Annotated in this window: 13 protein-coding genes; 6 read left to right on the forward strand and 7 right to left on the reverse strand. The window is 40.5% G+C overall.

All coding sequences use genetic code 11. The annotated features are described in order from the left end of the window. Window positions 1-118: 118 nt before the first annotated feature. Together ccsB and M1D52_RS17370 are read left to right on the forward strand one after the other, a co-directional pair. Window positions 119-3,442 (forward strand): c-type cytochrome biogenesis protein CcsB, encoded by a 3,324-nt coding sequence (gene ccsB, locus M1D52_RS17365; RefSeq protein ID WP_437393442.1) that lies wholly within the window; start codon window positions 119-121, stop codon window positions 3,440-3,442. Between the two features lie 82 nt (window positions 3,443-3,524). Continuing rightward, window positions 3,525-3,971 carry a pyridoxamine 5'-phosphate oxidase family protein gene (locus M1D52_RS17370; protein ID WP_437393441.1) on the forward strand — a complete coding sequence of 149 codons (447 nt, stop codon included), beginning with the start codon at window positions 3,525-3,527 and terminating at the stop codon, window positions 3,969-3,971. Between the two features lie 53 nt (window positions 3,972-4,024). Here the strand turns inward: M1D52_RS17370 and M1D52_RS17375 are convergent, their stop codons facing one another. From M1D52_RS17375 to ppk2, 7 genes are all read right to left on the reverse strand, one after another. Next, the gene (locus M1D52_RS17375; RefSeq protein WP_437393440.1) at window positions 4,025-5,029 is read right to left on the reverse strand and encodes an ABC transporter permease; all 1,005 of its coding nucleotides are present in this window, start codon (window positions 5,027-5,029) and stop codon (window positions 4,025-4,027) included. Continuing rightward, window positions 5,022-5,978, reverse strand: a complete 957-nt coding sequence (locus M1D52_RS17380; RefSeq protein WP_013665986.1) for an ABC transporter ATP-binding protein — start codon at window positions 5,976-5,978, stop codon at window positions 5,022-5,024. Before M1D52_RS17380 ends, M1D52_RS17375 begins: the two co-directional genes overlap by 8 nt. A gap of 3 nt (window positions 5,979-5,981) precedes the next feature. Further along, window positions 5,982-7,142 carry a COG1470 family protein gene (locus M1D52_RS17385; protein WP_013665985.1) on the reverse strand — a complete coding sequence of 387 codons (1,161 nt, stop codon included), beginning with the start codon at window positions 7,140-7,142 and terminating at the stop codon, window positions 5,982-5,984. A 202-nt stretch (window positions 7,143-7,344) separates the two neighbouring features. Further along, on the reverse strand, window positions 7,345-7,728 hold the full coding sequence (locus tag M1D52_RS17390; RefSeq protein ID WP_437393438.1) for a (deoxy)nucleoside triphosphate pyrophosphohydrolase: 384 nt from the start codon (window positions 7,726-7,728) through the stop codon (window positions 7,345-7,347). A 37-nt stretch (window positions 7,729-7,765) separates the two neighbouring features. Then, window positions 7,766-8,497, reverse strand: coding sequence for a class I SAM-dependent methyltransferase (locus M1D52_RS17395; RefSeq protein ID WP_013665983.1), 732 nt, complete (start codon window positions 8,495-8,497; stop codon window positions 7,766-7,768). Between the two features lie 178 nt (window positions 8,498-8,675). Beyond that, on the reverse strand, window positions 8,676-9,821 hold the full coding sequence (locus tag M1D52_RS17400; RefSeq protein WP_437393436.1) for an FAD-dependent monooxygenase: 1,146 nt from the start codon (window positions 9,819-9,821) through the stop codon (window positions 8,676-8,678). 39 nt (window positions 9,822-9,860) lie between these two features. Next, entirely contained in the window at window positions 9,861-10,682 is an 822-nt protein-coding gene (ppk2, locus tag M1D52_RS17405; protein ID WP_013665981.1) for a polyphosphate kinase 2, read from the reverse strand. 142 nt (window positions 10,683-10,824) lie between these two features. On the opposite strand from ppk2, the gene pxpB reads away from it, so the two are divergent. The 4 genes from pxpB to M1D52_RS17425 all read left to right on the forward strand — a co-directional run bounded on the left by pxpB (window position 10,825) and on the right by M1D52_RS17425 (window position 14,085). Continuing rightward, a complete protein-coding gene (gene pxpB, locus M1D52_RS17410) occupies window positions 10,825-11,583 on the forward strand; it encodes a 5-oxoprolinase subunit PxpB (protein WP_437393435.1) in 759 nt (252 codons plus the stop codon). Next, a complete protein-coding gene (locus tag M1D52_RS17415; protein ID WP_437393434.1) occupies window positions 11,573-12,562 on the forward strand; it encodes a 5-oxoprolinase subunit C family protein in 990 nt (329 codons plus the stop codon). Before pxpB ends, M1D52_RS17415 begins: the two co-directional genes overlap by 11 nt. Window positions 12,563-12,640: 78 nt before the next feature. Next, window positions 12,641-13,396: a LamB/YcsF family protein gene (locus M1D52_RS17420; RefSeq protein ID WP_013665978.1), complete on the forward strand. Its 756-nt coding sequence runs from the start codon at window positions 12,641-12,643 to the stop codon at window positions 13,394-13,396. Window positions 13,397-13,596: 200 nt separating this feature from the next. Continuing rightward, on the forward strand, window positions 13,597-14,085 hold the full coding sequence (locus M1D52_RS17425) for a hypothetical protein (RefSeq protein WP_130857214.1): 489 nt from the start codon (window positions 13,597-13,599) through the stop codon (window positions 14,083-14,085). Window positions 14,086-14,340: the final 255 nt, after the last annotated feature.

The raw sequence follows: 14,340 nt of genomic DNA on the forward strand, positions 1-14,340 counted from the left end.
TTTTACAAAAAAATTATATTGGTTTTACTTTTCTCCCTCTAAAAAGCAAGATATTTGCCGCAAATCCCCATAAGGAATTATTTTTTAGTGTCTGCTACTCACCTATAAATATTTGTTAATGAATTTCGTCGGAAAGATACTTTTTTCTACCCGAACCATGGGTTTTATGTTGTTGTTATACGCTTTCTCGATGGCGGTAGCTACATTTGTCGAAAATGATTACGGCACGCCTGTGGCAAAAGCCCTCATTTACAACAGTTGGTGGTTCGAGTTGATTATGGTCATACTCGTGCTTAATTTCATCGGAAACATAAAACGCTATCAATTAATTCAGCGGAAAAAGTGGCCATTATTAGTTTTCCACCTGGCATTCATATTAATCTTCGTCGGCGGAGCGATTACCCGTTATATTAGCTTTGAAGGTTCTATGCATATCCGTGAGGGGGAGTCCAATAATGAAATTATTTCCGATGCTTCATTTTTTAAGGTACAAATTACAAATGGTGAAGAAGCCTTAGCCTATAAAGATGTACCGGTCATTCTAACATCTCGTCAGGTTCCCTTTTACTTAAAGCCTTTTCAAAAGGAATATGCTGCAGAGTACGATTTTATGGGACAACGTTTAAAAATGCGTGTCTTGGATTACACACCGAGAGCCCAAGATTCGCTGGTAGCGTCGCCAACAGGCAAGAACATACTACATCTCGTGACCTTGATCGAAGGTAAAAGAGAGAACAAATATATCCCTTCGGGTAGTGTACAACTGATCCAGAATATGCTAGTCAGTTATAACAAGGAAACACCGGGGGCAGTAAACATTCAAGAAGAAGCTGGAAATCTAGTTATCAATTCGCCGGTAGGTGGTGGCTATATGATTATGGCGTCACAGGAAAAGGGTGAACTCCAAGCAGAACAGAAACAACCTTTTCATCTTCGTAGTTTGTACACACTAGGAAGTTTAACTTTTGTTATACCTCAAGCACCATCCAAAGGTGAGATTATCCATTTTGAGGGCGATAAGCGTACGCATGAAAACGAGGCTGACCTGGTTAAACTGGAACTCTCAACCAATAATACCACCGATACCGTATCATTTTATGGAGGAAAAGGTATTACCAGTTTTCAACATCAGTCCGAAATAGGTGGTCTAACCGTGTCCATAGGCTACGGCTCAAAAATATATTACACACCCTTTGAACTTAAACTTCGCAAATTCAAAATGGAAAAATACCCCGGAAGTAATAGTCCTGCCTCCTATTCCTCCGATTTAGCAATTGTAGAAAAACAGTCAGAGACACCATATACTATCTATATGAACCATGTGTTGGATCACCAAGGTTACCGTTTCTTTCAATCAAGTTTTGACCCGGACGAAAAAGGCACCGTTTTGTCAGTTAATCATGATTTTTGGGGCACTACCACCACCTATATAGGTTACACATTTCTATTTCTAGCCATGTTTGTTACTTTGTTTTGGAAGGGAACTCGCTTCTCTAAGCTAAATGAGCAGTTAAGCGCTTTATCGAAGCAAAAGGCGTCGCTTTTACTCCTTTTGTTTATGCCATTTGGCGCAAGTTATGCACAGGAAATAGACATGCATGGTCCGTCCAGGGGAGATCAGCTATTGAAAAGCGACGAACAGAGGCATCAACATCAGCATAACCATGTACATACGCATGATTCGGCTGTCCAATCAGAAAACCGGCCCGATCTTTCAATGCCTGTACCTAGCAAAATACAAGACCCTGCTCAATTCGCAGCGTCGGTAAAACTAAGCAAATCACATGCAGCTAATTTCGGAAGCCTTCTAGTACAAAATTTTGACGGAAGAATAGAACCCATCAATACCTTGGCACTGGAAATCTTGCGGAAACTTCATCACAAAGATCAGTTTTACGAATTAGATGCCAATCAATTCCTTTTGTCTGTATCAACACAACCTTTTGATTGGGCACAAGTCCCGTTAATTAAAGTAAATGCAAAAGGTGGGCCGGAGCTGTTAAATCGTGTAAAAGCGGACCCTAAGGGGTATACATCGCTACTTAACTTAATCACGCTCAAGGATAATAAAGCGACCTTCGTTCTAGAAGATGAATACCAACAAGCATTCGCGAAAAAGCCTGCTGACCAAAACAGCTATGACAAAGAGCTTATTGAACTGAATGATAAATTACAGGTTATGCAGTACCTGATCAGTGGGCAATATCTACGGGTATTACCTATCCCGAATGATCCGAACAATACTTGGGTTGCTTGGGGTAATGAACATGCAAATCATAATACCGATGTTAAAAATCCTTTCGCGGCCTATCTTAAAGAAGTCATCTATGCACAAACCACACAAAATTGGCAGCAAGCCGATCAACAGTTAGAAAAATTAAAGTCGTTGCAAAAAGAAATAGGCAAAGAAATTATTCCATCGGAAGCAAAAATTAACTGGGAAATCCGATACAATTCATGGAATATCTTCTTTAAGCTTATGATTACTTACGCCTTATTGGGAAGTCTAATTCTTGCGTTAGCCTTTGTTAAGCTTTTCTCGGAGGCCAGATTTGTGAGTCGATTAATTTCTTTTCTACTCGTTGTTGTAACAATTGCGGCCAGTTTACAGGCACTTGGCCTAGGCATCCGATGGTACATCTCCGGTCATGAGCCCTGGAGTAATGGCTACGAGGCGGTTATGTTTATTAGTTGGATTGGGATACTTTCCGGCCTTATCTTATATCGCAATAGTAATGCCTTTATCCCGGCAGCAGGATGTCTTATAGCTGTGATATTAATGGGCTTTGCACACGGGGGTTCACAGATGAACCCTCAGATTACACCGTTAGTACCCGTTTTAAAATCCTATTGGCTAATGATACATGTCGCTATCATTACTTCCAGTTATGGATTTTTCGGCCTAAGCGCGCTGATTGGTCTTGTGACGCTCATTTTGCATATTATAAAAAACAAAAAAATAGCTTTGAAGGTCAGTGCATCCCTAAACGAACTAACAATTGTAAACGAAATGTCCCTCACTGTCGGACTGTTCTTATTAACTATAGGTACATTCTTGGGCGGCATATGGGCAAATGAAAGTTGGGGCCGCTATTGGAGCTGGGACCCGAAGGAAACTTGGGCTTTTATTTCCATAATATTATATGCTTTTGTTTTGCATGTTCGTTTAATTCCTGGATTAAAAAGTAAATTTTTGTTTAATTTGCTCTCTTTGCTAAGCTTTTCGAGCGTGATCATGACCTATTTTGGGGTTAACTATTACCTTTCGGGCTTACATTCGTATGCAAAAGGAGATCCCGTTCCCATCCCATCGTGGGTATACATCACGGTAACATCAATTTTTGCGATTGCCTTCATTTCTTATTTTCGATATAAACAATTTGGAAAAAGCAGCAACGAAAGCCATCCTGTTGGAAGGAAAACGGCGTTTGAACGTGCCTGACAAGAGCAATATTCACATGTCATATTTAGTTGTTATAACGTTAGTTGGTCTCTTTATTGCTAAAAATAGTTAGCTTTACCATATGCTTACAGATGAAATAAAACGCTATATTGATAAAAGCGTCCTATGTTGGCTTGCCACGGCCTCACGAGAAGGAGTTCCTAATGTTTCTCCGAAAGAGATCTTTACTCATTATGGGCAAAACCTGCTAATTGCTGATATTGCATCTCCCCAATCTATTAAAAACATTATGGAAAACGATAATGTCTGCATCAGCTTTATTGACATTTTGATACAGAAGGGATGGCAATTAAAGGGAAAGGCCACAATTATTGATTCAGGTCATCTACATTTTAATTTGTTGTTACAACCCTTAACTCAAATGACCAAAGGAAAGTTCCCAATAAACAATATTATCTCTGTCCAAATAGAAAAGACCAAGCCGATATTTGCTCCCAGCTACATCCTATATCCTGACACAACAGAGGAAGAGCAAATAAAAAGCGCCATAAAAGCATACAAGCTTTAAAATTCAACCTTGAGAAGAAATAATACAAGGGTATTCATTTTCTCTATCTGGCATTAGCGCGATCTTATTTCCCTTCTCATAAATAAATAATAGGAACCGGCAAAACATAATATAGTGACAGCTACTAAACCGGTAAGTTGTGGCCACACAATGGCAAGGCTTTCACCGATCGGCAAGGGACTTGGTATTGCACCGTAAACCTGTTCCATTGTTAATGGACCCAAACTGCGAACAGAAGGCATCAAAAGCGTCGTTGTTGCATCGCTGTAGAGTTGGCTAGGTACTATGCGCAGTAAATCGCTGATCAGCTTTTGATAGCTTAGGCTTTGATAAGTGTCGGCTGCCGCGGTAGGTATAATTGCCTTAGCGATAAGACTAATAATTATTTGATAAAAAACAGTGAAGAATAACCAAACGGCAATGGCGGTCAATGCAGATGTTGCAGCTTGTCTAAATCGTATGGAAAAAAATATGGCCAGATTTAGCCAAAAAGCCACATAAAGTATACTGAGAAAAAGAAAAAGAAAGATTCTGAGGAGTTCCTGAGGAGTTGGCGGAATACCAATAATAATGATCCCTAACCCCATAACTCCCAGACCCAATGCAAAAAAAAGTGTACTGATTACGATCAAAGCCCCTGCAAACTTCGCGTTAATTAGATAATCGCGATGAATAGGCTGCGCCATAACTCGGCTCAAAGTGCCGGCATTCTGTTCAGAATTAATGGCATCAAAACCCAGACTAATCCCCAAAAGAGGGCCCAAAAAACCAACAAATACATGAAAGGGAGGTAAAGATCCATCAGAAAGTGTGAACAATTTTAAAAACAGAAAGGCGCTTTCCGGGTCACCCGGTTTAGCAACAGCCTTACTGATACCGCTCATAGATGTATATAACGAACTAACACAGGTTAATAGAATAAGCGAAAGTAAAATGATAAAGCGCCAACTTCTAATATGGTCACTGACCTCTTTGGCTACCAAAACTCTGAAAGGGTGAGCAGGTCTTCTCTCTTCCCGATTCGAAGAAATAAGGTTCAAATTCAATAATTTATACATACTTCTGTTCTCCTTCAAAATAACGCTGATAAATTTCGTCTAAACCATATTGTCGCTGATACAAGTGTGTCAGATCAATATCTGAACGGACAATTGTACGTGCTATAGCAGCCGTTTTATCCGTTGAGCACCCAATCAATAATCGATTTTGCTCATACTTAACGCTATTAATTCCATCGATCTTCCCCAGGTCGTTTATCAATTGATGTGGTTTTTCCAACTCGTGCCAAGCGATACCTGCCTCCACCGTAAACACTTCGCTACTAAAAAGTTGTTTTGAAAGTTCGGGTATAGTGCCATTGGCAATCAATTTGCCATTAACAAAGATCCCTACCCGATCACATACCTGTTGTACTTGATGTAAGTGATGAGATGAGAGCAAAACAGTAAGCCCCTGTTCTCTACTTAACTGAACAATCAAGTCTAAAAATGCTTTGACACCACTCGGATCAATACCGAGTGTCGGTTCATCCAAAATAATTACTTCCGGTCTTTTAATCAAAACATCTGCCAAGCCAAGTCGCTGGCGCATTCCTCTAGAATAGGTTCCAACTTTTTTATTAGCCGCATCTATCAACCCTACTCGATTCAACAGATCTAAAGCTCTGTCTCTTGCTTCAGTCCACGTTGCGCGATTAAGTTTAGCGGTGAAAATCAGATTCTCCAATCCGGTTTGATTATCATAAAACCCGACATTATCCGGTAGATAACCGACTCGTCTTTTTACCTCGATGGGATTGACAGTGGAATCGATATTGCAAACTTTAATCGTTCCTGTCTTTGGCTCAGTCAGTCCCAGCATCATTAAAATTGTCGTCGACTTACCGGCACCATTTGGTCCTAAAAGGCCATATATTTCTCCCTTTCGAACCGCGAGATCCAAGTTATCAACGGCCTTCAATGAACCGTAACATTTTGTAACGCCTTTTAATTCGATAACTTCTTCCACCGCCTATCTCCTTCCGTACTTACGAATTAGGTAATATACACAAGCAATAGCCGCTAAAATGATCATAATGCCTAACCATCCCCACAGTAAAGAAGTTTCGACGGATATACGAAACGAGGCTTTCGAAGATATCTCCGGTGTTTTTGCTTCCAATTCCGTCACATAATCACCCGCAATGGCCTTCTTATCCGCTTTAATCGTTGCGAAGACGTCTACGGTTGCCCCAGGTCTTAGCAAAGGAATTTTTGCGGGTTCGAAAACGACATCCCAGTTTGCCGGAGCAGAAAACTTCATTTCGACATTTTTTAAATCAGCCGAACCGCTGTTTTTTAGTGCGAGCTGCACCCTTTTACTTTCACCGGCTGTAACATCAGTGCTTAGTAAGCCGGTCGGTGTGGTCAGTTCCATTTTATAAGATCCCTTGATCACTACTTCGAATTCCAAATTAGCTGATGTATTCGCTGTAGTCGCCAAAACAGGTACTCTGTAGGAACCTGCCTTCGTTTCATCAGGCGGATCTATTTCAACCGTAATGTTTTGGGTTTGGTTAGCTACCATATCTACTGAAGAAACCTGTTTGCCATTCGCCTTAAAGGACACATTCCATCCCGGAAGTGCTTGCGCCGTTAAGGCATAAACTTGATTATCTGCGGTTTGATTTCTTAAGGTCGCATTAAAGGTAAACATTGAATTGGCTGCCCCCTCCATATTTCTTTGATCAGACGAAAACCCGGTCTTATAGCCTCCCTGCTCCGATACCAGCACAGTCAATGGCAAAGAAGCATATCCTTTAGCTTGCACCCGAAATTGGAAAGCGCCTTTGTTAACCTTCACCGGAACATTAACCTTTAAGTTAAAGCTTTTCTTTTCCTTCGGAAGAACAGAAAGTTGCGCCACATCCCAATTTCCGGATTTCAGTTCATAGCTCCAATCTTTTGGCAAGCCGACAACTGAAATATCACTGGTTTTTATTGCATTGCTGTTGTTAATTAAATCAATCGAATAATCGATCGATTCTCCGGGTGGTACTGAAATTTTCGGATACGGCGTATACAATGAAAGACCTTGGGCGAGGCAATTTTCATAAAAACTATAAGGCAATAGCCCCAACAGGAAAAATAAAATGGTAAAAAATGAATACAATCGTTTTGCACGCGCTAACATAAAAAAAAATTTATAATTTTTAACACTAACAGTACAAAGTGGTTAGGCTTTCAAATCGTGGGCTCCGAGCTAGACCAACCATTTAGCCGAGCTTGCCAAATGAGTCAGATTTGAAATGCGGCAGCTAATTTATTAAAAAGATACATTTTTCATAAATTGAAATAAAAAAATTATAATGCTGCAGAAAATAGTACCAATGACACTACAAATATTGCAAGATGGGCTGATCAGCAGCCGCCCAAGCTAACGTCTTTAGTTTTTCTTTTGGTAACCATACTGCATGCAGGTGTTCCACCAACGTAACGTCACGTGAAGTTGAATTACAGTGAAAGGCAGTTAATGTGATCATAAAATCGGGATATTGATGATTAACAACAGCTATTTTTCTATTTACCCTAATACATAATGCCAACTCCTCATCTATTTCTCTAATCAGCGCATCTTCGTCCCGCTCACCATGCTCTACTTTTCCACCGGGAAATTCATATTTATAGCTTAGATACGGGTAATTGTGTTCACCTTTTTGCGTGCAAAGAACAGCTCCTTCATGCTCTATGACCGCCGCAACAACTTTATAATGTTTCATCTCCCTATTTCAACCATTGTAAAAACTTAAGGCATTTTTATTTAGACACCGAAAATAAAAGAAAAATCGGACGCCTCAATTCGTGAACCATATCTGGATAATTTTTTAACACGGATGCTGATGGTTTTGGTTCGCAAAGTCTATTAATTGTAAAACCAGCATCCAATAAATTTGATAAATAGGTCTCAACAGTCCGATGGTATTTTATAACATCTTCATTTAAAAACCTAGTCTTCCTGAGCCCTTCACTAAAGTAATGATCGATGGGCCAGTGCATCCGATTTTTCTGCTCATCGTAAAACCAATCTTGAGAAGCCATGGCAGTAAAAACAGGATGTTCGACAGAGAAAACAAAAGTACCGCTAGGTACTAAACAATGATAAACATGCCCGCAAACCTGTTGAAAATCACTCACGTAATGAAGTGCGAGCGAACTAATGACGACATCAAAGGTAGCCTCGTTAAATGTTATGTCCTCAATGGCTACGCACTCGTATTGGATATTCTGATCTTGCGTCAGTTCTTTCGCTTTTTCCAACATTTTCTTAGACAGATCTATTCCGGTGACCCGCTTCGCTTTCTGTTCCATTGCATAGCGGCAGTGCCATCCATAACCACAACCTAAGTCTAGCACAGTTTTGTCAGCCAAATCCGGCAACAAGGCTCGGAAAGCAGGCCACTCACCCGCAGCTTCAAGACCGGCTGTAGAACGTGGCATCAAACCGTAGCTCGCAAAGAAGTTAGGATCATCATACTTATTTTCTTTCATGGTGAATCGTCCGTATTGAAAAGTAAAAATGAGCGCTTACGTTTGCAATTATAACCATTCTAAAATACATTTATGCGATTTAAGATATTAGACGAAATGCAAGCGATCGCATCCGCTCAGCTAAAAGCTGACACTTGAGTTAAGAGGAAAGCGTTGTAATAATTTTGTCAGACGCTTTTTAAAAATCAACTTTGAATAACCAGGCAATCTGTTTTTTTGTAACAATCTTAGGCACAGACCGTAATATACCATTACGAAACCTACACCAAAATGGGCTTTCCCAATGCGCCATCCAGCCAAGTAGCCTCGATTGCCATATGATGCGTTTAGTTCTTTTAACTCTTCGTTTTTCATAATGCTTAAGTGCTGTGGGGAGGTCGCTTTGCGTGGCAAGACATTGGGCTAAAACCACCGCGTCCTCAATCGCCTGACAGGCGCCCTGCCCCATATTAGGCGTTGTCGCATGTGCTGCGTCTCCCAAAAGAACGATATTATCCTCGTAGACGAAATGCTGAAGCGGCTTAATATCAAATACATCACTCCAAATAAGTTGTTCCGGAGCTGTACTGCGAATAATTTCAGCTATTGGAGTATGCGCGTTTAAAAAACTGTCTGCCAAATCTTTGGGTTTCATTTCTCTCATGCAAGAATCGTTTTCTTTCGCATTCATACAGCAATACCAATAAATACGATTGTGAGACAAAGGAGACATACCAACTCTTCCCGCAGCCGTCCAGGTTTCCACAGATGCCATTTTATTTAAGGGAATGTTCGGATTTTCAATAACCGCACGCCAACAGGTATAACCTGCATATCTCGGCTTACTATCAGGTATAAGCTGTTGCCTTACGACTGAGCGGATACCATCTGCTGCGATCAACAGGTTGGTAACCGAGCTAGAACCGTCCGAGAAATAAAGAATGAGGTTTTCTTTTTTCCGCCTGAACGAAAGCAATTTTTTATTTAAATGTAATGAGTTGGGCAACAATCTACTTAAAAGCACTTCATGCAACTCCGAACGGTGAATCACCAAGTTTGCATTTGCAAAGTCCGGTCCTAATAATTCCGTATCCTGATTAGTTATAATTTTTCCCTTCGTATCAAGCATACGAAGGGAAGTGACTTGATGTCCTTTACTAACAACCGCTTGTTCTATTCCCAATCTCTTCAATCCCAATATAGCATTGGCTGCGAGTCCTATACCAGCTCCAACGGGCTTAATCACTGGCGCAGCTTCATAAATACTAACATCTAAGCCTAGGTTTTGCAGCGCCACGGCTGTGCATAAGCCGCCAATTCCTGCTCCTACAATAGCAATCCTCATTATACACCAAAGGTACTGAATGACTAGAATAAAAATTGCCTAACCATGAATCTTTATAAGTTTCTCGTCTACCTTTGAGTCTTGTTTACTCGTAAAACCTGTCACATTTGAAAGGACGTATTTAATAACCTCCAATCGGGCCTGCTTTTTATCATCTGTAACTACTTCGACCCAAGGGGACTTCTTGGTACCGGATCGTTTCAACATTTTATTTATATAATGGGTATAATCATCCCACTTTTCTTGTGCCTTTTCATCCAGATCCCCAACCTTCCATTGTTTCATCGGATCCTTTTGTCTATCTTCCAGTCGCTCCAGTTGCTCGTTCTTTGAAATCGTAAGAAAAATTTTCATCATAATGATTCCATCATCGATGAGTAGGTGTTCCAACGAACTTACTTGTTCCATAAACGAGGTGTATTGTAAGTCAGAGCAAAAACCAAATACAGGTTCCACAACGGCTCGATTATACCAGCTACGATCAAAAAACACGATTTCTCCGCTGGTTGGCAACTGTTTTACGTATCGTTGGAAATACCATTGGCCTTTCTCCTCTTCTGTCGGTTTTGGAAGTGCAACTACACGTATTTTTTTCGGATTCAGTTTAGCGATCATTCTGCTGATTGTTCCTCCTTTTCCTGCGGCATCTCGTCCTTCAAAAATTAGCAGTAATCGTTTTTTATTTTCGATAACATATTGCTGCAAGCGAAGCAACTCAAACTGTAAAGCAGAAAGTTCTTTTTCGTAGGCGAGTTGCTTCCTGAACTTCTTCTCCTTGATGATATCGTTTGCGACTAGAAAATCCAGTATTTCCTCGCTTTTATTGATTTTTTCTAAATCACTAAGATCAAATTCGGCCATAATTTATTGCGGTAGTTTATGTTAGCTGTTATTCGTTCTGTTATCAATAAGTTTTAACAAAACGATTCTTGCTAATATACATTTTCTTCTTTATAAATTTGGTTTAGTACCTTCGCTTGAGCGATGAATTAAAAACTTACACATGAGAGTACCATTTGGCAGGCCCGGCCATTCGTCTACACCTTCTTTCAATATTGATTTTTTATCAGAAAGTGCCGTTACCATTGAGTTTGGGCAAGAAATTGATGAAATAACCTTTAACCGAGTTCACCAACTCGATGAGCTAGTAAATCGTTTACCATTCGAAGGTTTTATTGCCACCGTCCCTGCCTATACTTCATTAGCTATTTTCTATGATACTATACAGGTTGTCCAAGCAAAACAGCTTTACGGCCTGAATAGTTTCGAACGAATTTCCAATTACTTAATTGAGTTGCAGCAACAGGCAATTCCGATAAATGAAATAAAAAAGGAACCTATTCATTTACCCATATGTTATGAGGAAGAACTTGGACCGGACTTAGCATATGTAGCTTCGTATCACAATATATCGACTCAGGAGCTTATCAAGTTACATAGTAGCACGACCTATAAGGTTTATATGATCGGCTTTGTTCCCGGCTTCGCTTATTTAGGCGGCACCCCCTCACTATTGGAAACACCAAGAAAGAAGGTTCCGCGTAAGCAAGTACCGGCAGGCTCAGTCGGCATAGCAGGGAAGCAGACGGGCATCTATTCTCTGGAAATTTCCGGAGGTTGGCAAATCATTGGTTGCACCCCCCTGCGTCTCTTCGATATTAACCGATCTTCCCCGAGCCTATTGCGAGCCGGCGACGAGGTTATTTTCGATACAATTGATTTACGCGAATTTAAACGCCTGAGGAGAAGCAATGAAAGTTAAGATTTTAAAACCCGGCATACTCAGCACTGTACAAGATTTGGGGAGAAACTTTTATCGTGCCCAAGGAATTCCCTCTGCCGGAGCGATGGACTCACTTTCTATGCGGCTAGCAAATCTTAGCTTAGCTAATGCGATTGATGCGGCTGTGATAGAAATAACGTACGCGGATGTATTGTTAGAAGCCGAAACCGATCTTTTAATCGCATATTCCGGCGGGGGGTCCATTCTTTATGCTTCGGATCAAGTTTTACCTGATAATCGCCCTCTTTTTGTCCCAGCCGGACAAAATTTAGCATTTCGGCATCACAGTTCGGGTTCAAGGACCTACTTAGCCATCGCGGGAGGTTGGGATGTTCCGATTGTTTTGGGAAGCAAAAGCACTTATATAACCGGCAGATTCGGAGGCTTGATGGGACGTGCTTTAAAAAAGCAAGATTCGCTTAAAAACGCAAACAACTTAACTACATCGACTTTGCGCCTACTATCACACTTAAAAAGTACGAAAATCAGTTTTCCTAACTGGAGCATTGATAAAGAGCACTTCCTGCCGCTTGACAAAAGAATGATCAGGATTGTTCCGGGCAAAGAGTTTACTTGGTTTCGAGCCGATTCTTTGCTAAATTTTTTGTCTGCTAGTTATACCTTGAGTCGTGATTGCAACCGCATGGGATATCGTTTTGAGGGGCCTCTATTGCAGCGTTCCAGCCAAATTGAACTACTTTCCACAGCGGTTGCACCGGGCACTGTACAGGTAACACACGACGGCTCCCTCGTTCTATTAATGTCAGACGGGCAAACAACGGGTGGCTACCCGCGTATTGCACAGATAGCACAAGTTGATTTACCACTTTGCGGACAATTAAAGCCCGGAGATTCTATTCAGTTTTCGGCCATTAGTCGTATAGAAGCTGAAAAGCTATACATGAATAGAGAAAACGAACTTAAAAAGCTTGCTGTTGCGCTAAATATGATCATTTAGAAACACAAACTAAAATCCATATGTCTATTTCGTAAATTGCCGAGATCTACAATATTTAACACGTGAAGGAAACTATATATGTATTATATTGATATCAATTGTGATGTTGGAGAGAGTTTTGGTGCTTATACACTCCCGGAACAGGATATGCTATTCGATTATATCAGCTCGGCGAACATTGCCTGTGGGTTTCATGCCGGTGATCCAGATGTAATGCAGCGTACGGTAGCAAGAGCAGTCGAAAAACGTGTAGCAATAGGCGCACATCCCGGCTTCAACGATGTACAGGGCTTTGGAAGACGAGAAATTCACATGAGTCCGAAGGAAATATACAATATGGTGCTTTATCAGATTGGCGCTCTTTATGGATTTGTAAAAACCGCTGGGGGAAAACTACATCATGTTAAACCCCATGGCGCTTTGTATAATATGGCGGCTCGAGATGAAAATTTGGCAACAGCGATTGTACAGGCAGTTTATGATTTTGATAAGCGACTCTATTTATATGGACTGGCTGGTAGCAAACTAATTTTGTCAGCGCACAAAATAGGCCTTCCTGTTGCATCTGAAGTCTTTGCTGATCGAAACTATCAAGATGATGGTAAACTCACACCCCGAAGTCAGGATGATGCCATTATTGCCGATACAACACAGGCAGTGAAGCGCGCTTTAGTTATGATCACCCAACAACAAGTATTATCAACAAATCAAAGATCTATCGCTATCAAAGCAGATACTTTATGTATACACGGTGATCATGAGAAAGCCCTGCTGCTGGCAAAAACTATTTACAATCAACTGATTCAACAAGGTGTTAAGATCAAAGCGCCCTAACATGAAGCAACCCGTAACAGTTATCTTAAATAGTTTTTGCAAGTTGGTGCGAACACATTCTTTCTCGAATTACATCTTTTAGTTACAAGATGGCTGAAGTTCAGATTACATCCTTTTTATTATCGAGATTTGCTACACTTAAAATACGGTGTAAATAAATCGACGGAAAGTCTAAATCAACATAGTTAATAACTATACTCATGAAATATCAGGAGGTTGCCGAAGCCTTGTATAGCAAAAATCGTAACGAGATTCGACACATTATAAACCATTCACTGGAAGCCAAGCATTTCGAACAAAAAATAAGTTCCATGGTAATCCATACTGGCTTCATTTTCACTTCCAAAAATGATATACAGTCTGTCTTATTGTATGACCTTAGTACAGAACAGGTGATACGACAATCGAACAATGAGCACTTGCCGCAATTAAATGGTTTATTGGTGATCAAGGTAAACACCGGTAATTTCAATATACCGATCCCCTTGTTTTTTTCACACATCAAAAATAACAATGAAGTTTACCGATACCATCATGTTGAGATCAATCGCAAATTGGAAGCTGATTGTATTACTATATATGACAAAGACACAATAATCGCTATCCGTTCGATAACCCTTTTAGATGGTCATTTAGGTACCCTTAAAGAGTATCCTTTGCGAGAAACCTTACGGTTGCATAGCCGTTAGCTACACATCACCATGTTCTGAATTACCACGCAATTCGAGCAATACCGGCAAACGTACCTTTTCTCGTTGAAAGACTCCATTCAATGTAGGGGTAAAGTGACGCAAGGGTAAATGGGAGCTTGCTGAAACCAGTCAGTACAAAGGAAAAGAGCGCTTCACATTTTTATAAAAATTTGCAAAAAAATTAGATTTTCAATTAACAACTTTGTGTATCTTTATCGCAATTAATTGCACTTTTTTCATGCTTCAAGAGAT

This window comes from Olivibacter sp. SA151, assembly GCF_054130995.1.

Coding starts and splice junctions, on each gene's coding strand:
- ccsB (WP_437393442.1), top strand. CDS start 119: ATGAATTTCGTCGGAAAGATACTTTTTTCTACCCGAACCATGGGTTTT.
- M1D52_RS17370 (WP_437393441.1), top strand. CDS start 3,525: ATGCTTACAGATGAAATAAAACGCTATATTGATAAAAGCGTCCTATGT.
- M1D52_RS17375 (WP_437393440.1), bottom strand. CDS start 5,029: ATGTATAAATTATTGAATTTGAACCTTATTTCTTCGAATCGGGAAGAG.
- M1D52_RS17385 (WP_013665985.1), bottom strand. CDS start 7,142: ATGTTAGCGCGTGCAAAACGATTGTATTCATTTTTTACCATTTTATTT.
- M1D52_RS17390 (WP_437393438.1), bottom strand. CDS start 7,728: ATGAAACATTATAAAGTTGTTGCGGCGGTCATAGAGCATGAAGGAGCT.
- M1D52_RS17395 (WP_013665983.1), bottom strand. CDS start 8,497: ATGAAAGAAAATAAGTATGATGATCCTAACTTCTTTGCGAGCTACGGT.
- M1D52_RS17400 (WP_437393436.1), bottom strand. CDS start 9,821: ATGAGGATTGCTATTGTAGGAGCAGGAATTGGCGGCTTATGCACAGCC.
- ppk2 (WP_013665981.1), bottom strand. CDS start 10,682: ATGGCCGAATTTGATCTTAGTGATTTAGAAAAAATCAATAAAAGCGAG.
- pxpB (WP_437393435.1), top strand. CDS start 10,825: ATGAGAGTACCATTTGGCAGGCCCGGCCATTCGTCTACACCTTCTTTC.
- M1D52_RS17415 (WP_437393434.1), top strand. CDS start 11,573: ATGAAAGTTAAGATTTTAAAACCCGGCATACTCAGCACTGTACAAGAT.
- M1D52_RS17420 (WP_013665978.1), top strand. CDS start 12,641: ATGTATTATATTGATATCAATTGTGATGTTGGAGAGAGTTTTGGTGCT.
- M1D52_RS17425 (WP_130857214.1), top strand. CDS start 13,597: ATGAAATATCAGGAGGTTGCCGAAGCCTTGTATAGCAAAAATCGTAAC.